Here is a 25,365-nt window from a genome sequence, read left to right as displayed (position 1 = left end):
ACCACAAGGGTCGGGCTTTACGTTACAATCTTTTTGCTCGTACCTCACAAAAAGGATTTTCACTGCAATCCCTAACGCGCATCCCGTTTCAATTAAAATGAAGTACTAAAAAAATACACTATGCCAGGATTTGAATTATTTGGAGATTTAGAACGCAAACAAGTAAACGATGTATTAGATAATGGCGTTTTAATGCGTTATGGTTTTGATGGTATGCGCAATGGCCATTGGAAAGCCAAAGAACTCGAAAAAGAACTCGAAAACACCTTTCAAGTCAACCATGTACAATTGGTTTCCAGCGGCACCGCCGCCGTATCGGTAGCATTGGCAGCTGCTGGCGTTGGTGCAGGCGATGAGGTCATTATTCCCACTTTTACATTTGTCGCCAGTTTTGAAGCCGTTATGGCATTGGGCGCCATTCCTATTTTGGTAGATATTGACGATACCCTAACAATAAATCCAACCGCTGTTGTAAAAGCCATAACGCCAAAAACAAAAGCAGTCATGATTGTGCAAATGTGTGGCAGCATGGGCGATATGGATGCACTACAAACTATATGTACTAAACATAAATTGCTTTTGGTAGAAGATGCATGTCAAGCCATTGGCGGCACTTATAAACGGAAACCGCTTGGAAGCATTGGCGATTTAGGCTGTTTTTCATTCGATTTTGTAAAAACCATTACCTGTGGTGAAGGTGGAGCAGTTATTAGCAACAACAAACAATATTATACAAACTCCGATCATTATAGCGATCATGGGCATGACCATATTGGTAACGATAGAGGTGCAGAAACCCATCCGTTTTTAGGATATAATTTTAGGATTTCCGAACTGCATGCCGCCGTAGGTTTGGCGCAAGTAAAACGATTACCAGAGTTTTTAGCGATCCAAAAGAAGAATTTCGGTATCATTCGCGACGCCTTGTCCCAAATCCCTGAAGTTACCTTTAGAACCGTCCCCAATGGTGGCGAAGAAAGCTGTGCCTTTTTAAATTTCTTTTTGCCAGATTTGGAAATCGCCCGCAACGTTTCGGCAGGATTTAAAGAAAATGGGGTCGATGGCTGTTTTCATTATTATGACAACAATTGGCACTACGTTCGTAAATGGGATCATTTAAAGGAATTAAAATCACTCTTCCCAATTTCAGAAGAAGTAAAGGAGGGATTAAAATATCTTCAAACAAAAGAATTTCCACAATCCGACCATTATATTGGCAGAAACATATCTTGCTTAATAAAACTATCGTGGACAGAGGCCCAAGTTAAAGAACGTGCCTCTAAAATGGTGGAAGTTATCAAAGCTTCTTTGTTAAAACTTTAATCCTAGTGCTATGTTAAAAAATGGTTTGTTTTTTATGGTTTTATCGGTTTCCTTACTAAGTTTTGGTCAAAATCAGGATTATCACATTATAAGATTGATGCCTATTGAAGATGACACCATTGCAGATGTTAATTTTTATGTTTCTAAAATTTTGGACAATCGCGTTTATAAAGACAATTTGGGTATTGCCCAAAAAGGAGTGTTTAATAAAAAAGTGCTATCAAAATTCGATAAACCTTTTGAGGACGAATTGATGGAGTATTTGAATGCCATTTTTCCACCAAGCGCATCAAAAAAACCAATAGTATTGCGAATAAACCAATTGCTCATTTCTGAGCAAACCGGTGCTTTAAAAGAAACAGGAAAAGCAACTGTAAATTTAGATGTTTTGGGTTTTGGGAATGGTACCCATTACTTTATGGGAAGCTTTTCTGCCTATGCCGAAAAAAACAGTGTGGATGTTACAGGTAAGCACGATGATAGAATTAGAGAGATACTAAAAAACTGTTTGGTGCAGTTTAGTGGATCTGACCAACAAAATATTGGAAAACGCATCATTTCATTGGAGCGAAAAACGGTTCCCGCTATATTAAACGCTTCTTTACAACCAGGGTTTTATACCTCTTTTTCAGAGTTATATGCCAATAAACCATTTCAAGATGCTACGATTGTATTTAAAGACCATGGGCCATTTCCTGAAAAACTTTTCTTAGAGGATAGAATGCATAAACGTGCCTTGTATTATGCTTATTCCGATGGGGAGACTATTTTTTTGAATGCTTCCAACTATTCGGGAGAAAAGCACTTTGTTAAAACGGAACGTATAGATAAATATTTATTGTTTACGGATACATTTGTGAACCAAGACAAAGTTGCGGGTATGTCTATGGCTTTTGGGGTTTTAGGAATTTTAATGTCTAACGAGCAAACTCATGTGCTTTTAGACTTATATACCGGGCAATACCACAATATAGATAGTTCTAAAATCAGACTGCTATTAAAGAACGACTATCCAGAATTATATAAACAGGTTAGAAAAGATTCTAAAAATAGAGATGTGATAAAGTCTACTTTAAACAAACTTTTAGAAAAAAACAACAAAGAAGCCATCAGAATTATTCTAGAATCGACGTAATGCTGTTTTAAAAAAAAATAGCAAACACTTCATCTAATAAATTGTAAATATCTTGAATCTTAAAAGTATATTTTTTAATTTTAATTGGTTCTAATATTTAACCAAATTCCCTCTCCATATTATAGTAGCCTCTTTAGTACAAAAGGCATTGCTTGAAATAACACCTTTTTTGAATCCTTAGCAGTAAATAAAAAGATTCAAAAAACAGTTTATCCATTGTCATTCAAAATTCTCTCATTTTAAATTGGAATCGATGTAATTATATATTAATCATTTAAAACAATTCATTATGAAACAACTTTTACATTTTTTGGTGTTTGCAGTATGCGTTTTAATGACGTATTCGGGCTATTCCCAACCTATCTATAGGGTGGATGAACAAAGAACGTTTTTATGGGATAAGCTTAGTTTAAATTGGCTGCAAAATGAGACCGTCGAATTTACTTTTGACAATGGTGGTAATAAAGAAACCAATTCTATTTTATTTGAAATGCCAGGTTCAGAAAATAAAATCAAAAGCATACTTACTTACAACTCAAATAACGATGTCACATTAAAAGTGAATCAATCTTGGAACGTTGGGTCCATGGCATGGGAAAACATCTCCAAATCGGATTACGTATATGATGGGTTGAACAATTTAATTTCCGAGACCATGCAAATAGCAGACTTGGTAACCATGGTTTACATAAATACCAACAGAATATTGTATGCGTATTCTGGTGCTGATCTTGTTAGTGAAACCAATCAGAATTGGAATAGTGTAACAAGCACATGGATCAATAATTCGAGGGATTTATATGAATATTCAGGTTCTTATGTCATTAAAAATACTACCCAACAATGGGCTGCAGTATCAGGTATTTGGGTCAATAAGGAACAATCTGACATCACATACGTCTCCGTTGGGAAACCTTCCATGGTGGTATATAAAAAATGGAATCCCACCAATAGCACTTGGGACGTTGGTGAAAGGGATACGGCCACTTACACTGCGGGTGTTATAAGCAAAATTTTAACCGAGAAATTCGATGGAAGCACCTGGAATAAATTTACCCAAGTATTATTTACTTATACGAATGGATTGGAAACGGAATCTTTGAACCAGAAATGGAATGTATCAACTTGGTTAAACGATAATAGGGAAATTAATACGTATGATGCCAATGGCAATAATATAGTCAATATTTCTGAAAATTGGAATGATTTCATTATGGAATGGATACCTCATACAAAAGTGGAAAAAGATGTTTCTTTGGCATCCCCGTTTACGTTAAGTATGGCATCATTTAAAGTTGGAAATTTTAAAATTTATCCAAATCCAGCTTCAGGTGTCATCAATATATCATCTCAAACAACTATTGAAAAAGTGGAAATGTTTGATGTGTTAGGCAAAAAAGTATTATCATCTTCCGAAGAAAAACAAATTAATATCGAAAATTTAAAATCAGGGGTTTATATGTTAAAAGCATTTAGCAATAACCAAAGTGCCATTACAAGAGTGGTTATAAAATAATTTTGCAAACTTTTCCGTAAGCCAAAATAGCCGGAAAATTAAAAATTTTCTGGCTATTTTTTAAATTACGCCTATTCTACGCTTTGTAATTTGCTTATGGATCGCTCTAGGTGCAACAACATACGTCGAAAAGGTTTGTAGAATTCATGAAGCTTTAAGATTAATTTCTTTAGAATACTTAAATGCATAAACTATTTTTTTGTATTTAAGTCGTAATTCTCTAATAATTAATTAGTTCAGCTACTTTAAATTGCCTTATTTCATTGGGTAGTTTAGTTTTTGTTGCATATTCCCCATGATGTAACATCTGCGTTTAAATGTTCAGTTTGATAAAATTGTTATCAAATCAAAATATAGAAGTCAAACACATGGGCTTGTCGTAGTTCATAAGGTATAGATTTTATTAGTGCTTTTAAATTGGTTAGCAGAACGCCTATGTCAATAAAATTAGAACAAGCCCTGTTATTGATAACTATTGGTCTTTTTTCTTGTTTTGCTGCCCACGCACAAGACATTCAAAATATTGCAAATCAAAAACCTTTTAAAATTTCTGGAACCATTGGCGCAACTACTACATTTTTTAATGCCGATGGAAGAACTTCCAACAGAGAACCTTTCAGTTGGGCCATTCAAGGCAACCCAACCATTTCCATTTATGGGGTGGACATTCCTTTTTCATTTACTTTTAGCGAACAACAACGCTATTTCCGCCAACCATTCAATCAGTTTGGGTTAAGTCCAACCTACAAATGGGCAACCGTACATTTAGGGCATCAAAATTTAAAATGGTCGGAATTCAGTTTGGCAGGCCATAATTTTTTCGGAGGAGGTTTTGAAATCAATCCGAAGAAATTTAGAATAGGTGCCGTTTACGGACGGTTTTTAAGACCCATTGAACCCAATGCGGCAACTGGTGCCACAGTTTAGAAACACCAGCTTTAAACGGACTGGCAGTGCTTTCAAAATTGGTTATGGCACCGAAAAGAACAACGCGGATATGGTGGTTTTTCAAGCAAAAGACGATGCCAATTCCATTGATGCCACCAATGCACCACCCACATTAACGCCTCAATAAAATGTGGTGGCTTCCATAAAAACCCGCCATTTGTTTTTTGATAAACTGTCTTTTGATGCCGAATATGCGCGAAGCATTTTTACAAGGAATACACAAACGGCTTCGGCTAACAATCTAAACGACCCTGTTGCAAATGTCTTTTCATTTTTATTTGATGAAAAAAAAGGTACGCGTGTTGGCGATGCTATTTTGGCAATTTTGGGCTACAAAGAAAAAACCTATGAATTCAAAATTAGATATAATCGGATCGATCCCGATTTTAAATCCTTGGGAGCTTATTTCTTTCTGACAGATTTAAAAAAAATAACCATCGAACCGAGAGTGAAACTTTGGAAAAACAAATTGATGGTTTGCGGTAGTTTCGGGATTCAAAAAGACAACCTCAACGCAACCAAAAGCGCACAGACCAAACGGAATATTTATTCGGCCAATATTAATTTCATGCCCATCCAGCAGTATAACCTGAATGCCAATTATACCAATTACGGCATTGCCCAAAAACCCGGAACACAACCTATTAACAATCAAATTGAAATAGCACAGGTCAATCAGCAATTGACCGTTTCGCAAAATGTGAATTTAATGAGCAAGGATAAAAGTAAAATGCACCTTATTTTATTGCTTTGGAACTTTCAGGATTTATCAGATAACAATAGTACTACCGCTCAGTTTTCGGAATTTCAATCAAACATTCTTTCGCCACGTTATACCTTTTCATATATGCCTTGGCGATTCACTGCAGGTGCAGGTTATAATTATTCGATATTCAATTTCACAACCATGGAAACCAAAAACTATGGCCCTTCGGTAACACTTTCAAAAGCTTTTCAAAAACCCAATATAAACCTATCCAGTGCTTTCAATTATTACGAGATTGAAAACGGAGGAGTCAAAAACAGTGATGCCTCCACGGTTTCATTGCAAGCAAAATATAAAGTGGCAAAAAAGCATCAATTTTCGCTTAGAGGTTTTATAAATAACGGAAATACCACAGGGATCAATCCTTTGAATTATTCAGAAACTAAAATAGACTTTGGCTATGCATATACCTTTTAAAACAATGAAAAAAACCATCATAAACTTTATGTTTATCGTGTTAAATATAGCAGTTGCTATGGCTCAAAGTTTCCCAGTATCTGTAAACGTTGCGGTTGTACCACCTTATGAAAGGGATGCCTTTTTTTATAACAGTGCCATGAAAACCAATGTAATAATCATTAATGCAGGGATGCTAAACGAAGACGTATCGCTATTTCTTGAATTTAAAGGTGATAATGGGGTGAATTTAAGAACCAGAGAATCTTTTACACCATTTAATATGGTACTTCAAAGCGACACACCATCAGTAACACCAACGGAATCTGATTTAGAACCCTATTTTCAAGCCGGAAATTTAGTGGCCACAGGGATTTCAATTAACGAATTGCAACAAAACGGCTTGCCTCCGGGACAATATCAAATTTGTATTAGAGTAAGAAGGGCAAACGGGGAATTTGTCTCTGGCGAGGATCCATTTGGATGCAGCAATTATTTTAGCATCAATGCCGTAGAACCACCACAACTCATCAATCCCATTTGTGGTGATGAGATCACTACAGGAAACAACAACATCGTTTTTAGTTGGACCACACCACCTGGTGTATTCCCAACAACCATGGAATATACCTTGAAAATGGTTGAGCTACTACCAAACCAAGACCCAAACCAAGCATTTTTGTCATCAACAGTTCCTGCTTTTTTAGAGCGTTCGGTTTTTACACAAACCTCTATTTTATACGGCCCAACAGATCCGCCTTTGGAAGCAGGAAAAAGTTATGCGTGGCAAGTCATTGCTAAAGAAGGGGAGCCTAATACACCAATTTTAAACGGTGGAAAAAGTGAAGTCTGTTGGTTTACTTGGAAACCAACAACTTTGGATAATATAACTTTGCTTAACATTCCTCCAGATAAGCCTTCAACAACCACGAATAAACCCACATTTACGCCAGATGGTTCTGTTAAACCGCTGCATGTCAATACCTTTAAAGGAAAAATCGTATATGCCTTTAGAAGCACGGAAAGTGGCATCAATAAATTGGACACTAATACTAAATACGGAGCCATATCCACAACTCAAGTAAGTGCTACGCCTATATTTTCAACCAACCCAAGTGTTTCAGGCAACACAACTGCTCAAGGTTTGCCTAATGCCCTCCAATCCTCTGGAGTTACGGAGGTTTTTTCGGTTAACACGGCAATTGCAGCTATCAACAAATCCAACCAAGAAAAAAAACAGGATAAACTAAACCACTATGGACTAAAGTGCCATAGGTTTTTAAAACAGACTGAAAGTCTGTTGCATTCGTGAAATAGATAGTAAATTATTTACGCCCACCTTTTCAGGAAACGAGAGAATTCGTGAAAATTCGTGCGATTCGTGGCAAAATTTTTAGAAGCTAAAGCGAGATGCACTAAAGTACATAGTTTTAACTCTATTTGAGACCAATAAAGGCATCAACGGAGCGGTTTTACGATGGAAATCCGGTGGCGATGAATTTTATTCTGATAACGACGGCAATTTTACCACCTCGCAAGCACCCGGTAAGCATCTGCTTTTAGTGAAAATGAACGGGTTTAGGAACAAGGAATTTACTATGGCTGTTGGCACTGACGAAAAGCCTAATTTTATTAGTGTGAATCCCGCTAATTTCCAGTTTACAAATAATTCAAATCCCACTGCCAATGCATCTTCACCCTATACTATTATTGGAATGAACCAAAACGGCATGTTTGAAAACGGTGTTACCTTTCAAGAGGCCAGTGTCCAAAAAATATTTGGAAATGGCGCGATTATCAACTCCAATTCCAATAAAAATTGCGACCAAATTCTAAAAATGAGCAAGTTTTATGTAAAACTTACCATAAAAGATACCGACACCCAAAAACCAATAGCTGAAGCCAGAGCCAAATCGGAATCCACAAGCAGTTTTGAAATTGCGAATAAAAATGGTATTGTGGTACTTGGTAATGTGGACAGTGGCGTTCCGAATGTGTTGGTGGCTGGCCCGCAAAATTCCACTTATATAAACATAACGACCCCCGTTGAAATAGCAAATATGGCTAAGGATACGTTGGAAATGGAAGTTTTTCTTGAAAAAGGCATAGCCATTTCAGGGAAGGTGGCGTCGGGTTCCAATAAAATTGAAGGTGCTACCGTATTTGTTAAAGGGAAAGAGCATATTACAACTTTAACGGACTCTAATGGCAATTATAAATTTGGAATACCGGCAGGGGTTTTTGAAATTGTTGCACAAAAAACAGGCTATCTTGCTGATGAAAAGCAAGATGATTTTGTGAAAGGACCAAGTTACAAACTGGATTTTAATTTGGGAAAACCCGAATTCAATGCCGAAAAATTAATGGGCTACGCCATGCTTTTAAGCGATTATTAACCCACGGCACCCAATGAATATACCATTTCTGGTAAACTCACAAACATACCGTTTCCAAATGGTTTAAAACCCGTAAACCAAAACCTGAAATTAGCTTTTCAGGATGTGAAGATCGGTAAGGTTGGTAATGCCATCGAACCCATAAATGCCGAAGTAAATTTGAATACTTCCAATGTGGAATTGTCAATACATGATTATGTTAAAGCCGTGGCTTACAGCTCCAATGGTTTGCAACTTAAAGCCATAAATGGCGATAAACAAAAAGGAGCGATTGTTTCGGAAGTGAAAGTGGATTTAAAGAAATCCTTTCCGCAATTGAACGGACTTGAATTTTCAAATACCCCCATTTTCCTTAAATCCAATAATTCCAAAAATGTTGAAATCAGTAGGAGTGATGGTGGACCAGCCACAATAAGTTATGGGTTGGATGCCGACAATGCTTCATGGAAATTATTTGGATTTGAACTGCAACCGAATTTTTCAAATACATCCATCAATGCAAACGAACTCACGTTGGCAGCTTCGTTAAAAGTGACTTCCCTTCTGGGCATCAATCCGTTCGATATCCAAATAAAAAATCTTACCATTACCAAATCCGGAGGCATTAAAGACCTCGGTTTGGATAGTGATTTTGTTATCAATTTTTCTGCATGGAAACTTAAAATCTCAAATTTAGGGATTAATAGCTATGGTATTTCTTTGGCGGGTAATATGGATGTTACCATTCCGGGTAGTATTGGGGTCACAAATCTTATGGTAAAAACCACAGGAATTGCTGGGGGCGAGTTTTATTTCCCCAGCGCGGGTTTAAGTATTTATGATGCCGTAAAGATAAAATCCAAGAACAATCAAGCCTTTGCATTACAAAAAGTGCCTGCTTCCAGTAATTATCAATTGGCAGGTGGAGCGCTTTTAAAATTACCAAAATATATTGGAGAGGAAGTGGACTTGCCATATTTTTCAGTAGCTACCAATGGCAATTTTGGTTTTAAGGTAAAACCTGATTTAAAATTGGATTTCGCCAATATGGCCCATTTTGAAATTAAGAACCTAGGTTTTAAAAGTGCTTCGAAGGAATTGGAAATTGGAGGCAAGATGAAACTGGATATTCCCAATTTTGGTATGGGTGCCGAAACCAATTTGCATTATTCCAAATCAAGCGTTTCGATGGATGAGATGGGTTTTGAGTACAATTTGCTAAGTTCTATTGCCATGGCTGCCAAAGTAAAATTTTCAGATAACGAATTCAGTGGGAACGGCAGTCTCAAATTGGCCAATATGGATGCGGGCATCGGTCTTGCTTTTCGTTATAAAAAAATATCTGGGGGCAAAGATATTGGTGCTAAATTTAAGTCCGACGCCGTAATACCGATTGGCGTGGTAAAATTTGATAAAATTGGAGGTGGTTTCAATGTAAAAACCAGCACCAATGTCTATTCTATTTTTGCCACCGGAAGGATTTTGTTTGTTGCCGATCCTGCTGGGGTAGTTGCCCTAAATCCTGTTAAAGTGGACATCACTTCAACCCCTAAAGGCCCTATTTTTTCAGGCGGTGCCGACTTAGTGCTGATGGACTCTTGGAAAGTTGGGGAAGGCAGTTTTAAACTGGACTTTGCCGATCAGTATTATTATGTCGATGCCAAAATGGGCACAGGTGTCACTTTAATGAAAGGACTTAATTTTTCATCGGAAGGGAATTTACATTTGGAATTAAGTACCAAATCAAATAATACCTATTGGTTTGTTTCTGCAACTTCTGAAACGTCCATAGCCAAAATATTCAAAACGGGCGTTACCATGGTAGGAGGTTGGAATGCTTCAAAATCCCAACATGCTTCTCTTGCAAATGTGCCGGATTATGCCTTGTATAATGGTCGGGTTTATGGAGGCTATTTTAATGTCCATACCAATGTTTCATCAAGTATAACGCTTGGGGTTAAGGGCATTGCGTCGGTTTCCGGGTCGTTGTATAACAAATCACAAGCCACCGTTTTTGCCAATATCAAAGCATCCAGTTTTGGTGCCAAGATTGAAAACGGCTTTGGAGGCAGCTTTAGTGCTAAGTTTTTTGGTATTGGAGTTGCCGGGGCATCATTAAGCGTCAACTCTGGTTTTGAAGGCTGGTACAATTCGGGCAGTTGGGACATTACTGGCAATTTGGGTGCAAATCTTAACGCCCATGTTTGCTGTAACGGCGGCTGTAACGGCATTACTTGGGGAGGCTGTTTTGACTCCTGCTTTTGGAGCAGCTGCGAGGTGTGTCCCATCCCCTGCGGCGCTAAAATTTGCGTCAATCCAAACGTATTGGTAGGCTATAGTTCTAGTAATGGTTTAAAGTTTAAATTGGATTTATAATGAAAAAACTACACTACTTACTATTGTTTTTCGGACTCTTTTTTAATATGGTTTCTTCCCAGATGACCATAAAGGAAAGGAAAAGTGGCGTTTACTTATTTTTAACCGCCCAAACGCCCGGAACTTCTAATACCGATTCGGAATTTTCAGAAGTTAAAGTGTTTAGGGTTGATGGTAGAAAACCTATTGAAATTGGTCAATTGAAAAAGGCGGAAAGTCCAGAAGAACTAAAGAAAATATCGAATTCAGAGGTTTTAAAATTTATCATGGCATTACAGGGACTATCTTCTGAAAATGAAGCATGGGAGTATTTTAAGACACACTCCAAACAATCCGATAATGGTTTGTTGGTATTGAATCCCGATTTTTTGGTCGCTTTGGGCGTATGTTTTAAAGATACAGGGTATAAGGCAGCAAAAGGGACAACCCTAAAATACCAAGTATCCTATGTTCCTAAAACGGTCGGTAACAAACCGAATGAATTGGTTTCCGAAATTACCTTAACAGGAAAATTGGCAAGTCCAAAACCCAAAGCCATACGCTTTTCAGAATCCGATTCCATTGTAAATGTAGAATGGAATTTACCAAAAGATGAATCAAATCCAGCACTGTTGGCAACGATATACAAAAGGGAGGGCAACTACGGAACTTTTGAACCTATTAAAAAGTTGCTCATGGCAAATAATGAAAAATTGGATAAAAACACCATATCCTATTCTGAAAAGGTAAAACCCAATACACAATATGATTATTATGCTGTGCCAACGTCCATTACCGGGCTTGAAGGCACGCCGTCCGATACCATTTCCTTAATATCCCACCAATTCGGAACCATTCCAAAAGTGGTGGCAATGAGTGCAAAAGACACACTATCTGGGTTGTATTTAGAGTGGGGCAAGGGTTTGGAAAGCGATAAATTTATATCAGCCTTGGTGTTGGAAAGAAGTACAGATCCCAAATCTGGATATGCTATTTTGGATACGCTTTCCATGCAACAACAAAGTTATTTTGATACCAACCTGTTGCCCAATGTGCTGTACCATTACCAATTGCGTTATTTAAGTATTAGGCAAACTTTGACCGACCAAATTGCTACCGCATCAGGTATTCATGCCGATGAATCGCTGTTTATGGAACCTCCCGTAAATCTTAAGGCAGCCTCTTCTGATGATGAAATTTCCCTTTCATGGAACAAATCCATATTTCCTGAAGTTTCGGGTTATTATGTATATCGTTCAAAAAGTGGACAGGATAATTGGGAATTGGTTTCGAATCATTTAAAAGACACCGTTTTTAAGGATGCCACCATTCAAAATGGACGCAACACCTATAAATATGCCGTAAAAACCGCAGGATTTAATGGTGCGCAAAGTGATTTTTCAAATATTGTTTTTGGAAACATTGGCAGCACTTACAAACCCATGGCACCTATAGGCATGCAATTGGCACCCATAAATGGTCGGGTAAACATTTCATGGCGGTCTTTGGATACAGATGACATAGCCAACCCTTCTTTCAATATTTATAAAGCCATCGGAAATATATTGTCGGCAGATATTTCTGTTAAACAGTTAGCATTGAATGGTTTTCAGAAAGAGAATGAAACACCAATAACCAATACTTCGTTTGAAGATATAAATGTCGTTCAAGGTAAAACTTACAGTTACACCATAACCATGCTTGACGACCAAGGTAATGAAAGCCCGGTTTCCAATATCGAGAGTATATCGTTGCCAATGGGCCCATTAGGGCCGCCGGCCAATATTGGCGTGCGCAAAATCAACAATGAAATCATTATTTCTTGGGATAAATCCTATCAGCAAGGGGTTACAGGATATGCCATCTACCGTCGTTCAAAAGGAAATGATGCTTATGAGAAAGTGGGCAATGTTAATGCACAAACCCAAGAATTTAAAGATGCAGGGCTTCAAAAGGGTACTTATTTTTATTATGTAGTTACAGCTATTGACCGATCTCGGGAATCTTCAAAAAGTATTGAGGTTGGTATTGGTCATTAAAAAGGTTGTTAGCTAATAATGAATCACTTTTTTAAAGTCGATTAGGTTCGAAATTTGAAAAGATTCCATTTAAAAATGCTCACATTAATATTTTAATTCGATGTAACTATATATTAACTATTTAAAGCTATTAATTATGAAACAAATTTTACTTTTTTCGGCATTTATTTTATTCTTTTTATCTCCTGTTTTAAGTTTTTCCCAGCCCGTTTATAAAGTGGATGAGCAGAGGGTGTATTCTTGGGATAATTCCATTTTGGATTGGAAACACGATACGACCACACAATTTACCTACGACAATGGTGGCAACAAGGAAACCAACTTGCTTATATTACAAGTTCCGAGTTTAGAAAAACAGTTTCAAAATAACAAGACTTACAACGCCAATAACAATATAACCTTGGACGCGCAACAGTTTTGGAATAATGCGTTAATGGAATGGCAAAATACATCACAAGTTATGTATGACTATGGTGGCGCTAATAACTTAATTAGCGAAACAACACAAACCTATGTGTCAATGAACTGGCAAAACACCTCGAAAATTGAATATAAATACAACGGATCTAACAACTTAATTAGAAAAACGACTTTGTACTATAATCCTGGAACCATGACGTTTGAGAAAACCCCTTCAAGCATACAAGAATTATACGAGTATTCAGGAGCAGATATTACCAAACAAACCATCCAAAGTTCATTATCTGGTACTGCTTGGTTTACTGAAGAAATTTTTGAAACATTTTATACCTCTCCAGGCATACAATCGGGGTACTTAGAGAGCACATGGAATGGGTCCATGTACGATCTAGAACGGGCCACGTTTACCTATACTGGGGGTTTAATTACTAAGGTTATGTACGAAATACCAGATGGTAGTGGCGGATGGGATTATAATGGCCAGACTATTATTGACTATGTTGGAACTCTTGTTAAAACGATCACGCAAAAAGATGATAATGATGAAAATGAAGATAGAGAAACAAACTCCTATGATGCCAATGGCAATGTAACGGCAAATATTCTTGAGGATTGGGTTTCAGGAGCATGGAAACCCTATTACAAAATAGAAAAAGACTATTCTGTGGCTGATCCTTTTAGTTTAAGTTCGGAAGCATTTAGCAAACAAGATTTCAAGGTATATCCCAATCCTGCATCAAGTGTCATCAATATATCCTCTCAAACACCTATCGAAAAAGTGGAAATGTTTGATGTGTTAGGCAAAAAAGTATTATCATCTTCCGAAGAAAAACAAATTAATACAGAAAATTTAAAATCAGGGGTTTATGTGTTAAAAGCGTTCAGTAATAGCCAAAGTGCTACCAAAAGAGTGATTATAAAATAATTTAAATGAGTTCAATATAAAAAAAGGGAGATTTGCTTAAAACCTCCCTTTTTTTTAATAAGTTACATAGCCCACAATTTCTAAACCATAGCCAATTAAACCAACACGTTTGCTTTGTTCGCTATTGGAGATAAGCCGTAGTTTATGAATATTTAAATCGTGCAGTATTTGGGCGCCAATACCAAAATCCCTGGTGTCCATATCAACTTTTGGAGCTTTAAAGACCGTATGGGGTTGCTGGTTTTCTTTTAAAATGGACAATCTATTTAGAATATTCATGGATTGAGATTCTTGATTGATAAAAATGATGGCACCTTGCCCTTCATTATTGATCACCTTGAACATATTCTCTAATTGCTCGTCCACATTGTTGGTAAGTGTCCCTAAAATATCATTATTGATCAAAGTGGAATTTATCCGTGTAAGCACCTCTTCGTTATCTTTCCAAACACCTTTTGTTAACGCTATATGTATTTGATTGTTAGTGGTTTGTTTATAGGCTCTTAACCTAAAACTTCCAAAGCGGGTTTCTATTTGAAAATCTTCCTTTTTCTCAATCAACGAATCGTGTTGCATTCTATATGCCACTAAATCTTCAATGGAAACAATTTTAAGATCTAATTTTTTAGCCACTTTCATCAGTTCTGGCAAGCGCGCCATGGTACCATCTCCATTCATGATTTCCACAATAACTCCCGCCGGTTTTAAGCCCGCGAGTCTTGCAAAATCTATGGCCGCCTCGGTATGCCCCGTTCGTCTTAAAACACCACCTTCTTTGGCCACTAAAGGAAATATATGTCCGGGTCTGGATAAATCGAATGACTTTGTATTTGGATCTATAAGTGCTTTTACGGTTTTGGCTCTATCGCTTGCAGAAATACCTGTGGTAACTCCATGGCCTCTTAAATCTACCGAAACCGTAAAGGCAGTTTCCATGTGGTCGGTATTATTGCTGACCATCATTTTAAGTTCTAAATCCTTGCAACGGGTTTCAGTAAGTGGCACACAAATAAGCCCCCTGCCTTGTGTTGCCATAAAGTTTATCATTTCTGGGGTTACTTTATCGGCGGCGGCTACAAAATCACCTTCATTTTCACGGTTTTCATCATCAACAACTATAATGACCTTCCCGTTTCGAATGTCTTCAATAGCCTCGCTTATGGCATTAAGTTTAAGCGGAGTGGTGGTGTGTTTTGTCATGGTGTCATTAATCATGGTGCAAAGATATTTTATTTTAAGGAATCCAAGCAATTTTGCCTTAAGTCTTCCTTCATTTTGGCTCTAATATATATGTAGGCAATAAAATATAATGGGATTCCTATTATTAGAAGAAACAAGTTGGGTTTTTTCTCTTTTTTACGAATATGGTTGTAAAATGTGCTTGTATTGAGTATCGATTTTACATAATATACAATGAACAGAAATAACGATACCAAGCTAATTTGTATGGATGCCGAAGCCAAAGACGGCAATTTATTGTTTTTGAACACAAAATGCAGTACAAGTAAAACGATGCCAACGGCATATAGCGTGATAGCAAACTTTTCATGGGCTTTGTAATCTTTATAAACACTTTCGGAAGTGGTATATGCGGGCGAGATTACCAAGCCTTCTTCCCGTAACTGGTTGGTTGAAATACCACGGCTATTCAAAATATGTATAGCTTCGTACCTGCTATTTTCCAAAAGGCCAAGAGTTTTATAGGTATTGATGACATCTATTAACTCCTCTTTATTATAAGAGGACAAAAACGTGTAATCAACGCTGTCCTTTTCTTTGATATTGAAAACTTTTTTAATGGGCTCTATAAGGTTGTCAAACTCAAATAAACCTTTGTCGGCAGTAGCACGTCTTGTTAAGAATATACCGAGAGGCAACATAATAAGTGTGGAAAACCAACTGGCCACTACTGGATTGAAACTTCCATTTTTAGCACTGTTTGTGGCAAAAATACCTATAAAGTGATACGTTAAAAACAGAACGATGGCAATAACCATGGGTAGCCCAATACCGCCTTTGCGTATTAAAGCGCCAAGAGGGGCACCAACAAAAAACAGAATAATGCATGCAAACGCTAAAGCAAACTTTTCGTGCAGCGAAATAATATGTTTGTTAAGCCATTCTTTGGACACTTTTTCGGTAGCTAAATTTAGAGTAATGGTTTGTTCGGTACCTTGTATTGTTTTTGCAGCCACATCTACCATATCATATTTTTCTTTTGCATTGAACAAGTCCAAAACATTTCCTAAATAAGTAGAATCTGCGGTTGTTTTTTTAATTGGTGAATTATTTATGATGCCCGAACGCAAAAATAAACTTTTTGAGAAATTTTCTTTAACAGACCGTTCCTGTTTTTCCAATGAATCGATGGTTTTGTACAACCCAACCACATCGAGCATATTGTATTTGTCCGTTTGTGACTGATCATCAAAATCGACGTTATTTATTTGCGACAGATCAATATTGATAATATACTTTTTAAAGGTGCTTTTTGCAAAAGGTTTTTTGTTTCTAGCGGCCATGCTTCTGGGCGTTACATCACTATAGTAATTTCCATCATTTAAAATAAGCTTTAACACATTAGAATCTTTTTCGCTTGCCAGTTCTCCTGTTTTGGCTTTTATGGTAGTAGCATTGCTTCTGCCATCAGCACCTTTTATATGGATGGTAACGTTATCCAGGTATTGGTCCCTATCGCCATGTTTATCATCAAATTTAATGTTGTAAGTACCTACTTCGTTAAACTGCCCTTCGGCAAGTAACATGGCAGGTTTTAATTTAGCGATGTTTCGTCGAAGGTTGAATGAGTTTACTTCTGCCCAAGGAATCACATTATTTGAAAAGAAAAACGTAACAATACCTAAAACAACAATGAAAATACTGAGTCCGGACATGGCGCGTTGCAGTGAGATACCTGTCGATTTCATGGCAGCAAACTCATAGTTTTCGGCAAAACTACCAAACACCATAATGGATGCCAATAAAATGGTTAACGGCAACACCAAAGGGATGAGTTTTGGCATGAAGTAAAATAAAAACTTGAAAATAACACCAATATCCAAATCTTTACCAGATAGCTCTCTAATATACAACCAGATAGTTTGTAAAATAAAAATCAGCATAAGTATAAAAAATACGCTGAAAAAAGTTTTAAGGTAGGTGGTTAGTATGTATCGGTCTAGTATCTTCACACTTTAAATGTCTATAATCAAATTAGTATACCTGCCTTACTATATGCAGATTAAGAACACTTTTAAAGGCATTCTTAATTCTCAATTTAATTAAGTTTATTAATGTAGTAACCTTTGTATTTGTTGGCGTCAAAGTTAAATAAGCTTTTCGATAAAGGCTCATTTGTTTTAAAAGAATTAACGGTAAGTGTTGTTTTTGTGCCGTTTTTGCCAATTTGCAACAAATTATAAATGTGTTTGGTTTGTGTGTCTATACCCAAAAGGATGTATTTTATTTCAGAATTTGAATCAATAGGAGTCAATTTTACCAGCTGTATTTTTCTGCCATTAACATTTTGCTCAATATCCATGGCATACGTATAGCCATCTTCGTAAAAAGACAACATTTTACTGGGGGTTATGGCATCTTCTTCTTTATCACTATCTGAAGAAATGGTTACCTCTTCATCTTCGGTACTAATATTGTAGAGTTTTTTCCCATCAAAAAGACGGGTAACTCCAAGAATGTTCAGTTTATACTTTTCGCCCTGCAAAACAACATCGCCTTTGGTTTCTTGTTTTATTTTTTCAGCGGTATTCTCTAAAACATATTTGAATTCTATGGAAATATTATCATAGCTTTTTACTTTTTTTGATACGTCGTTTAAAAGTGTTTTCGCTTTATTTTGAGCAAAGCCGTTCAGCGAAAGCGTTATCAGTAAAACAGTTACTATATTTTTGATTTTCATGTGTTTATATTATTTGTTTTTTATTGGTCATCCCGGATAGCTACCGGGACTGTTCGCTATTAATCATTTCGTTGGGTGATAATGCTTTTAACATGCTCGTTTCATTTTATTATAATTAATTATTTTCATTTTCTAAATGTCTTTCCAAAGCGGTCAGATCTGTAATAAGCACCTGTCTTGCTTTACTGCCTTCAAAAGGCCCCACAATACCGGCGGCTTCCAATTGATCTATGAGCCTACCGGCACGATTATAGCCTAACTTAAGTTTTCGTTGCAATAAAGAAGCCGAACCTTGTTGTGCGGTTACAATCACTTCGGCGGCATCCCTAAACAGTTTATCGCGGTCTTCAATGTCAACATCAAGACTTGTGCCACTTTCTTCCCCAACAAACTCAGGTAATAGATAGGCATCTGGATATGCTTTTTGAGAGCCGATAAATTCCGTTATTTTTTCAACCTCAGGTGTGTCAACAAAAGCACATTGCACCCTAATTAAATCGTTTCCTTGTGTGAAAAGCATATCGCCACGTCCAATAAGCTGGTCGGCTCCCGAGCCATCCAAAATGGTTCGCGAATCTATTTTTGAGGTTACCCTAAAAGCAACCCGCGCAGGGAAATTCGCTTTTATAATACCCGTGATAACGTTTACCGATGGGCGTTGCGTAGCAATAATCAAATGGATACCTATGGCGCGCGCCAATTGTGCCAAACGGGCTATGGGGGTTTCCACCTCTTTACCCGCAGTCATGATCAAATCGGCAAACTCATCAACAACCAACACAATGTAAGGTAAAAACTGATGCCCTTCGTTGGGGTTCAATTTTCGTTCCTTAAATTTTACATTGTATTCCGCAATGTTTCTACACAGCGCGTTTTTTAATAACTCGTAGCGGTTGTCCATTTCAATACACAATGAATTCAATGTATTGATTACCTTGGTGTTATCGGTAATAATGGCATCTTCACTATCGGGAAGTTTAGCCAAATAATGGCGTTCAATTTTATTGAAAAGCGTCAATTCTACCTTTTTTGGATCTACCAAAACAAACTTCACTTCGGCAGGATGCTTTTTATAAAGTAACGAGGTAAGCACGGCATTTAACCCGACCGATTTACCTTGCCCGGTAGCACCAGCCATAAGCAAATGGGGCATTTTGGCTAAATCGACCACAAAAGTTTCGTTGCTAATGGTTTTGCCCAAAGCAATGGGCAATTGCATTTCGGAGGTTTGGAACCTTTTAGAGGCAATTACCGAACGCATCGATACGATGGTGGCATTTTTATTTGGCACTTCAATACCAATGGTGCCTTTACCGGGAATGGGCGCAATAATACGAATACCAAGTGCGGCAAGTGACAGCGCAATATCATCTTCCAAGTTTTTGATTTTTGAAATTCTGATGCCTGCATCGGGTACAATTTCATAGAGCGTTACCGTTGGGCCAATAGTGGCTTTAATACTGGCAATGCCAATATTGTAGTTTTTTAAGGTTTCTACAATCTTGTTTTTATTTTCTTCTAATTCTTCTTGATTGATGGTAATACCTTCTGAATCATATTTTTTAAGAAGGTCCAACGGCGGAAATTGATATTTTGCTAATTCCAAAGTAGGGTCGAATTGCCCAAAATCGGCCACCAATTTGTCTGATAGGTTATCAGTTTCAGATTGTTCCTCGGCGACTTGCTTCACTTCCATCTGAATATCCAAATCCTCTTCATCTTCTTCTTTTACGGGTGTTTTTACAATCAAAGGAGCGGATTGAGCAATGGGATGGCGCTCATTTTTTGTTGTTGGCCGTCCTTCTTCCCGAGAAATTTCAAAAGCCGATTTAATAGAAGCCGCTTCCTCCGATAAATTATTATCCAACGGAACAAAACACGCGTCGTCAGCATTGTAAAAATCCTCTTTAATATTCTTCTTGGCCGATTTGAATATAGTCGTAAAACTTTCAAAAGTAACTTTAAATCGAATGGCCAAATACGTTATCAGCCCAAACAAAAGTAGGAGGGAAGTGCCTATTTTCCCTATAAAATCCTGCAAATACCCATTGACTTCATAACCAATGGTGCCACCAAGAATACCGTAAGCATCTCCAAAGAAACCAAATAGGATGGATAGCCAAATAACGATTAAAATCCCCCAAAACCAGTGGGTTGCCAATTTGCCTTTGTTCAGGTTCATCAACACATAAACCCCCGATAAAAATATAAGCCCTGCAATGATGAACGACCCCACACCAAACCCACGTTGGATAAACAAATCGCTTAACCAAGCACCGGATTTGCTCAACCAATTTTCAGATTTCACTTTGCGCGATGCGAAATCGGTCAAACTGCTCTGGTCTGCCTCACCAGTAAAAAAGAACGAAATGAATGCAATACAAAGTAGGATGCCAAAAAAGGCCAAAAAGCTACCAAAAACCAGTTTTTGCTGGTTTGATAATTTAAAACTCGGCATTTTAAATTTCTTTCGTGGTTGTTTAGTGCTGGTGGTTTTTTTCTTCGCCATTAATGCATTACGGTTTCAAATTGGGGTCCTGAAACAAGATCAGGATGGAATCGTTAAAACGATTCAACAAAAATACAAATTACTAACGTTTAACCTAATGGTTATGGTATTTTAATAGGGCAAATGCTTTTACTAACTTAATAATCTTTGTGAAACTTCTTTTTACTTCGTGTGTCTTTGTGTTATAGCTATTTCACAAAGATGCACAAAGCAAAAAACGATATTGAACAAAAGAGTTTATTATGGATTATATAAGCGACAATTTAAAAGCAGTTGCTTTGGTATTTAAAAAATCTTTGGTAAATAGATAATAAGTCCGATAATGATGGCGAAAACGGAAGCGAAAAACACAGCCCCGGCAGCAATATCTTTTATCAATCCAATTTTATTGTGATGCTCTGGATGGATAAAATTGGCTGTTTCTTCTATAGCCGTATTGATGCCTTCCATAGCCATAACCAAACCAATGGCTAAAAGTTGAATGGCCCATTCTGTATAAGAAATATTAAAAAAGAATCCTGCTGCGGTAACAAATAGTGCTATTGTAAATTGGACTTTTACACTCGCTTCATTTTTTAAAAGAAGTAATGCGCCTTTGTAAGCGTAACCTATGCTTCGCATGCGGTTGGCGAAGAAGGATTCTTTTTTAACCATTATATTTTAAAAAAATTAGGCGTGCAATGCTTCTAAGGCCGCTTTGTAATTAGGTTCGTCAACAATCTCGCCCACTTGTTCGGTATATAAAACAGTGCCATTTTCATCTAAAACCACGACACAACGGGAATGTAATGCTTCCAATGGGCCCGTTATAAAGTTTAATCCATAAGCTTTTCCGAAGCTGCCATCTTTATAATCAGATAAGCTGATAACGTTATTTAATCCTTCGGCACCACAAAAACGGTTTAGCGCAAAAGGCAAATCGTGCGATATACAAAGTACTTTTGTGTTTTCCAGTTCGCTGGCTTCTTGGTTAAACTGTCTAACAGATTGTGCACAAGTGCCGGTATCAACACTTGGGAAAATGTTTAGAACTACTTTGCTTCCTGCAAAATCACTTAAACTTTTGGACGATAAATCGGTTGCTGTTAATGTGAAACCTGGAGCTTTTGTTCCAACTTTCGGTAATTCTCCCGAGGTTTTAATGGGGTTTCCTTTTAATGTTACTGTAGCCATGGTGTTGTTTTTTAATTTTTGTTAAAAATAGTAATTATTAAGCGTTTAGTTGAAATAGTCGTTATATTTTTTTAAGCCGTTTGTTAATGTTTTGTTAAAGGAATCTATTTTTAAAACCGCAACTTATTAACATGCGTTAGTAGGGTATAAACAAATAAAAAAATAGCATTATGAAAAAATCAAATTTATTTACCGCTACAATTTTCGCAATCACACTTTTTGTTGGACAAGGTTTAACTGCCCAAAACAAAATGATGAAAGAAGACACCAAAATGGTTGGTGGTGCTGCCATGTACCCAAGTAAAAACATTGTAGAAAATGCCGTTAATTCTAAAGACCACACCACTTTGGTTGCCGCAGTTAAGGCAGCAGATTTAGTGGACGTTTTAATGGGCGAAGGCCCTTTTACGGTATTTGCCCCAACAAACGCAGCTTTTGATAAATTGCCTATGGGAACTGTAGAAAATTTATTAAAGCCAGAAAACAAGGAAACATTGCAAGCTATTTTAAAGTATCATGTAGTTTCAGGAAAATGGAATGCCAAGGATGTTTTAAAATTGATAAAAGAAGGCAACGGAAAAGCAAAAATTAAAACCCTAAGCGGTGGCACCATTACCGCTTGGTTAAAAGGTAAAGACGTATATGTTACAGACGAAAATGGCAATTCGGCCATGGTTACTATGGCAGACGTTAATCAGTCTAACGGTGTTATACACGTCATTGACAGCGTATTATTGCCAAAGTCTTAAATAGTTATATTATTTAGTTGTTAGGTTCGCTGGAAAGCCACTTCAAAAAATGAAGTGGCTTTTATTATTTAAAACTATGGTGATTTTATTTTTAATAGATTTTATCAATTTCAATATAACATATAAAGATTCAGTTAGATTGTTTTTTTTGGTTTGTAATTGTTAACTTTAAGCCATTGGGAATTTATTAAAAAAACTTAAAAAAAATGGAAAACAATAAGCATTCTACTGCATCATCTTATGATATTAATGAAGGTAGCAAATGTCCATATTCTAGTGGATCAGTAAAAAATAGCGCCGGAGGAGGCACCTCCAACAGAGACTGGTGGCCTAATCAGTTAAATTTAAACATTCTTAGGCAACATGATTCACGCTCAAATCCTATGGGTAGTGATTTTAATTATGCAGAAGAATTTAAAAAACTGGATCTTAAGGAAGTGAAAAAAGATCTTTTTGATTTAATGACCGATTCTCAAGACTGGTGGCCAGCCGATTATGGCCATTATGGTCCGTTTTTTATAAGAATGGCATGGCATAGCGCAGGTACTTATCGAATTGCCGATGGCAGAGGAGGAGGTGGTTCTGGTTCACAACGTTATGCTCCGCTTAACAGTTGGCCAGATAACGGAAACTTAGATAAAGCCCGCTTATTACTATGGCCCATTAAAAAGAAATATGGCAAAAAAATTTCGTGGGCAGACCTTATGATTCTTGCGGGAAACTGCGCCATAGAATCGATGGGATTAAAGACTTTTGGATTTGGAGGTGGACGTGAAGATATTTGGCAACCAGAGGAAGATATTTATTGGGGTTCTGAAACCGAATGGTTAGGCGATAAGCGTTATACAGGTGATAGAGAACTTGAAAACCCGCTTGGTGCTGTACAAATGGGATTGATTTATGTAAATCCGGAAGGGCCAAATGGAAATCCTGACCCATTAAAATCTGCCATAGATATTCGAGAGACTTTTGCTCGAATGGCCATGAACGATGAAGAAACCGTAGCACTTGTTGCTGGCGGACATACGTTTGGGAAAGCGCATGGTGCTGCCGACCCAGGAAAGTATGTTGGACGAGAACCTGCCGGAGGAAGTATTGAGGATATGGGTTTAGGCTGGAAAAACACGTTTGGTACTGGTGTAGGAGACCATACCATTACCAGTGGAATAGAAGGCGCATGGACGCCAAACCCCACGCAATGGGATGATGATTATTTTAATGTTTTGTTAGGGTATGAATGGCAATTGACCAAAAGTCCTGCGGGCGCTCATCAATGGACACCAACCGAGGCCTCTAAAGCAAAACGTGCCCCTGCCGCTGGTGATGCAACAAAAACACAAGCCCTTATGATGACTACTGCGGATATGGCTCTTAAAATGGATCCCATTTATGCGCCTATTTCTAAGCACTATCATGAAAATCCTGAAGATTTCGCCAATGCCTTTGTTCGTGCTTGGTTTAAATTAACGCACAGAGATATGGGGCCCTTGGCACGTTACCTAGGTCCAGAAGTGCCAAAAGAGGAATTAATTTGGCAAGACCCAATTCCTGAAGTAACCCACCGTTTGGTTGATGGCAATGATGTAGCAGAATTAAAAGATAAAATATTGAATTCCGGGTTATCTATTCCCCAATTAGTTTCTACTGCTTGGGCATCGGCGTCTACATTTCGTGGGTCGGATATGCGAGGTGGTGCTAATGGTGGACATTTAAGACTTGCTCCACAAAAAAACTGGCAAGTTAATGACCCAGCAGAATTATCTAAAATTTTAGAAACACTTGAAAGTATTAAAATGGCTTTCAATAGTGTGCAACCTATTGATAAAATGATCTCCATGGCCGATTTAATTGTGTTGGGTGGATGTGCAGCTATTGAAAAAGCAGCGAAAAATGCTGGCCATACTATAAATGTGCCATTTATTCCCGGTAGAGCAGATGCAACACAAGAGCAAACCGATGTAGAATCGTTTGCAGCCTTAGAGCCTAGGGCCGATGGTTTTAGAAACTACATGAGCGCTCATCATACCTCTTCTGCCGAGGAAATGTTGGTGGATAAAGCCCAATTACTAACACTTTCTATTCCTGAAATGACTGTTTTGGTTGGAGGAATGCGTGTATTGGGAACCAATTTTGATCATTCCAAGCATGGGTTTTTTACAAAAAAACAAGATGCCCTTACTAATGATTTCTTTGTTAATTTACTTGATTTGAGCACGACTTGGAAAGCAACATCAGATTCTGAAAACATATTTATGGGCAGTAACCGTAAAACAGGCGAAATAAAATGGACGGGTACTCGAGTAGATTTAATTTTTGGTTCAAACTCTGAGTTGCGTGCCATTGCAGAAGTTTATGGATCTGAAGATTCCAAAGAAAAGTTTGTTAACGATTTTGTTGCAGCATGGAATAAAGTAATGAACTTAGACCGTTTTGATTTAAACTAAATTAAAGCAGGGTTAAGAATATAATTTAAAAACAAAACCACTTCTCCCGATTGTTATCGGGGTAAAGTGGTTTTTTTACTTTTTAACCTGAGTTCGATATAAGCAAGAATCAAAATAACTGAATATCAATCACATTCGTCAATGATAGGAGGCACGACGAAGCAATCCGTTTAAATTATAAATAAAATCCAATAAGTTCAATTTAAAAGATTGCTTCGCTTTTTTTCTAATGAAAAAACTACCATTGACGTCGTATTTAACTAATATTTAAATATTACTCAAATTTTAAAAACACCCCTAAAGTCCCCTCTAGGGGACAATCCATATTTTCAAATTTTCAGTTTCAAATTCAATTTAATTGTCAACAATATCG

Annotated in this window: 19 protein-coding genes; 13 read left to right on the top strand and 6 right to left on the bottom strand. The window is 37.3% G+C overall.

Going from position 1 to position 25,365, the window contains the following annotated elements:
- Positions 1 to 120 precede the first annotated feature (120 nt).
- From ACU1LP_RS15095 to ACU1LP_RS15045, 11 genes are all read left to right on the top strand, one after another.
- Entirely contained in the window at positions 121 to 1,323 is a 1,203-nt protein-coding gene (locus ACU1LP_RS15095; protein ID WP_445734976.1) for a DegT/DnrJ/EryC1/StrS family aminotransferase, read from the top strand.
- A gap of 10 nt (positions 1,324 to 1,333) precedes the next feature.
- Positions 1,334 to 2,458, top strand: a complete 1,125-nt coding sequence (locus ACU1LP_RS15090) for a hypothetical protein (RefSeq protein WP_445736688.1) — start codon at positions 1,334 to 1,336, stop codon at positions 2,456 to 2,458.
- Positions 2,459 to 2,747: 289 nt separating this feature from the next.
- Positions 2,748 to 3,974 (top strand): T9SS type A sorting domain-containing protein, encoded by a 1,227-nt coding sequence (locus ACU1LP_RS15085; RefSeq protein ID WP_445733906.1) that lies wholly within the window; start codon positions 2,748 to 2,750, stop codon positions 3,972 to 3,974.
- A gap of 435 nt (positions 3,975 to 4,409) precedes the next feature.
- Positions 4,410 to 4,901 carry a hypothetical protein gene (locus tag ACU1LP_RS15080; protein ID WP_445733907.1) on the top strand — a complete coding sequence of 164 codons (492 nt, stop codon included), beginning with the start codon at positions 4,410 to 4,412 and terminating at the stop codon, positions 4,899 to 4,901.
- Entirely contained in the window at positions 4,876 to 5,049 is a 174-nt protein-coding gene (locus ACU1LP_RS15075; RefSeq protein WP_445733908.1) for a hypothetical protein, read from the top strand. The genes ACU1LP_RS15080 and ACU1LP_RS15075 overlap by 26 nt, the downstream gene beginning before the upstream one ends.
- Before the next feature lie 6 nt (positions 5,050 to 5,055).
- Positions 5,056 to 6,105, top strand: a complete 1,050-nt coding sequence (locus ACU1LP_RS15070) for a hypothetical protein (RefSeq protein WP_445736687.1) — start codon at positions 5,056 to 5,058, stop codon at positions 6,103 to 6,105.
- A 4-nt stretch (positions 6,106 to 6,109) separates the two neighbouring features.
- Positions 6,110 to 7,396: a hypothetical protein gene (locus ACU1LP_RS15065; protein ID WP_445733910.1), complete on the top strand. Its 1,287-nt coding sequence runs from the start codon at positions 6,110 to 6,112 to the stop codon at positions 7,394 to 7,396.
- Positions 7,397 to 7,682: 286 nt separating this feature from the next.
- Positions 7,683 to 8,480: a carboxypeptidase-like regulatory domain-containing protein gene (locus ACU1LP_RS15060; protein WP_445736686.1), complete on the top strand. Its 798-nt coding sequence runs from the start codon at positions 7,683 to 7,685 to the stop codon at positions 8,478 to 8,480.
- 105 nt (positions 8,481 to 8,585) lie between these two features.
- Positions 8,586 to 10,835, top strand: coding sequence for a hypothetical protein (locus ACU1LP_RS15055; RefSeq protein WP_445733911.1), 2,250 nt, complete (start codon positions 8,586 to 8,588; stop codon positions 10,833 to 10,835).
- On the top strand, positions 10,835 to 12,853 hold the full coding sequence (locus tag ACU1LP_RS15050; RefSeq protein ID WP_445733912.1) for a fibronectin type III domain-containing protein: 2,019 nt from the start codon (positions 10,835 to 10,837) through the stop codon (positions 12,851 to 12,853). Before ACU1LP_RS15055 ends, ACU1LP_RS15050 begins: the two co-directional genes overlap by 1 nt.
- Positions 12,854 to 12,989: 136 nt before the next feature.
- The gene (locus tag ACU1LP_RS15045) at positions 12,990 to 14,198 is read left to right on the top strand and encodes a T9SS type A sorting domain-containing protein (protein WP_445736685.1); all 1,209 of its coding nucleotides are present in this window, start codon (positions 12,990 to 12,992) and stop codon (positions 14,196 to 14,198) included.
- 54 nt (positions 14,199 to 14,252) lie between these two features.
- Here the strand turns inward: ACU1LP_RS15045 and ribB are convergent, their stop codons facing one another.
- The 6 genes from ribB to tpx form a co-directional block, all read right to left on the bottom strand.
- Positions 14,253 to 15,413, bottom strand: coding sequence for a 3,4-dihydroxy-2-butanone-4-phosphate synthase (ribB, locus tag ACU1LP_RS15040; protein ID WP_445736684.1), 1,161 nt, complete (start codon positions 15,411 to 15,413; stop codon positions 14,253 to 14,255).
- A 14-nt stretch (positions 15,414 to 15,427) separates the two neighbouring features.
- A complete protein-coding gene (locus ACU1LP_RS15035; protein WP_445731958.1) occupies positions 15,428 to 17,389 on the bottom strand; it encodes an LptF/LptG family permease in 1,962 nt (653 codons plus the stop codon).
- Between the two features lie 86 nt (positions 17,390 to 17,475).
- The gene (locus tag ACU1LP_RS15030) at positions 17,476 to 18,117 is read right to left on the bottom strand and encodes a LolA family protein (protein ID WP_445731957.1); all 642 of its coding nucleotides are present in this window, start codon (positions 18,115 to 18,117) and stop codon (positions 17,476 to 17,478) included.
- Between the two features lie 115 nt (positions 18,118 to 18,232).
- Positions 18,233 to 20,626 carry a DNA translocase FtsK gene (locus tag ACU1LP_RS15025; protein WP_445731956.1) on the bottom strand — a complete coding sequence of 798 codons (2,394 nt, stop codon included), beginning with the start codon at positions 20,624 to 20,626 and terminating at the stop codon, positions 18,233 to 18,235.
- A 285-nt stretch (positions 20,627 to 20,911) separates the two neighbouring features.
- Complete coding sequence (locus ACU1LP_RS15020; protein ID WP_445731955.1) at positions 20,912 to 21,280, bottom strand: diacylglycerol kinase; 369 nt, start codon at positions 21,278 to 21,280, stop codon at positions 20,912 to 20,914.
- Positions 21,281 to 21,295: 15 nt separating this feature from the next.
- On the bottom strand, positions 21,296 to 21,799 hold the full coding sequence (tpx, locus tag ACU1LP_RS15015) for a thiol peroxidase (RefSeq protein WP_445731954.1): 504 nt from the start codon (positions 21,797 to 21,799) through the stop codon (positions 21,296 to 21,298).
- A 170-nt stretch (positions 21,800 to 21,969) separates the two neighbouring features.
- Between tpx and ACU1LP_RS15010 the strand changes: the two genes are divergently transcribed.
- Together ACU1LP_RS15010 and katG are read left to right on the top strand one after the other, a co-directional pair.
- Positions 21,970 to 22,548: a fasciclin domain-containing protein gene (locus ACU1LP_RS15010; RefSeq protein ID WP_445731953.1), complete on the top strand. Its 579-nt coding sequence runs from the start codon at positions 21,970 to 21,972 to the stop codon at positions 22,546 to 22,548.
- Between the two features lie 206 nt (positions 22,549 to 22,754).
- On the top strand, positions 22,755 to 24,992 hold the full coding sequence (katG, locus tag ACU1LP_RS15005; protein ID WP_445731952.1) for a catalase/peroxidase HPI: 2,238 nt from the start codon (positions 22,755 to 22,757) through the stop codon (positions 24,990 to 24,992).
- Positions 24,993 to 25,365 lie beyond the last annotated feature (373 nt).

Source organism: Mariniflexile sp., assembly GCF_052728615.1.
The sequence above is the reverse complement of the archived record's forward strand: the minus strand, read 5'-3'. Positions and strand labels throughout refer to the sequence as shown.

Coding starts and splice junctions, on each gene's coding strand:
- ACU1LP_RS15090 (WP_445736688.1), top strand. CDS start 1,334: ATGTTAAAAAATGGTTTGTTTTTTATGGTTTTATCGGTTTCCTTACTA.
- tpx (WP_445731954.1), bottom strand. CDS start 21,799: ATGGCTACAGTAACATTAAAAGGAAACCCCATTAAAACCTCGGGAGAA.
- ACU1LP_RS15060 (WP_445736686.1), top strand. CDS start 7,683: ATGGCTGTTGGCACTGACGAAAAGCCTAATTTTATTAGTGTGAATCCC.
- ACU1LP_RS15075 (WP_445733908.1), top strand. CDS start 4,876: ATGCGGCAACTGGTGCCACAGTTTAGAAACACCAGCTTTAAACGGACT.
- ACU1LP_RS15045 (WP_445736685.1), top strand. CDS start 12,990: ATGAAACAAATTTTACTTTTTTCGGCATTTATTTTATTCTTTTTATCT.
- ACU1LP_RS15095 (WP_445734976.1), top strand. CDS start 121: ATGCCAGGATTTGAATTATTTGGAGATTTAGAACGCAAACAAGTAAAC.
- katG (WP_445731952.1), top strand. CDS start 22,755: ATGGAAAACAATAAGCATTCTACTGCATCATCTTATGATATTAATGAA.
- ribB (WP_445736684.1), bottom strand. CDS start 15,413: ATGATTAATGACACCATGACAAAACACACCACCACTCCGCTTAAACTT.
- ACU1LP_RS15010 (WP_445731953.1), top strand. CDS start 21,970: ATGAAAAAATCAAATTTATTTACCGCTACAATTTTCGCAATCACACTT.
- ACU1LP_RS15050 (WP_445733912.1), top strand. CDS start 10,835: ATGAAAAAACTACACTACTTACTATTGTTTTTCGGACTCTTTTTTAAT.
- ACU1LP_RS15025 (WP_445731956.1), bottom strand. CDS start 20,626: ATGGCGAAGAAAAAAACCACCAGCACTAAACAACCACGAAAGAAATTT.
- ACU1LP_RS15085 (WP_445733906.1), top strand. CDS start 2,748: ATGAAACAACTTTTACATTTTTTGGTGTTTGCAGTATGCGTTTTAATG.
- ACU1LP_RS15030 (WP_445731957.1), bottom strand. CDS start 18,117: ATGAAAATCAAAAATATAGTAACTGTTTTACTGATAACGCTTTCGCTG.
- ACU1LP_RS15020 (WP_445731955.1), bottom strand. CDS start 21,280: ATGGTTAAAAAAGAATCCTTCTTCGCCAACCGCATGCGAAGCATAGGT.
- ACU1LP_RS15065 (WP_445733910.1), top strand. CDS start 6,110: ATGAAAAAAACCATCATAAACTTTATGTTTATCGTGTTAAATATAGCA.
- ACU1LP_RS15080 (WP_445733907.1), top strand. CDS start 4,410: ATGTCAATAAAATTAGAACAAGCCCTGTTATTGATAACTATTGGTCTT.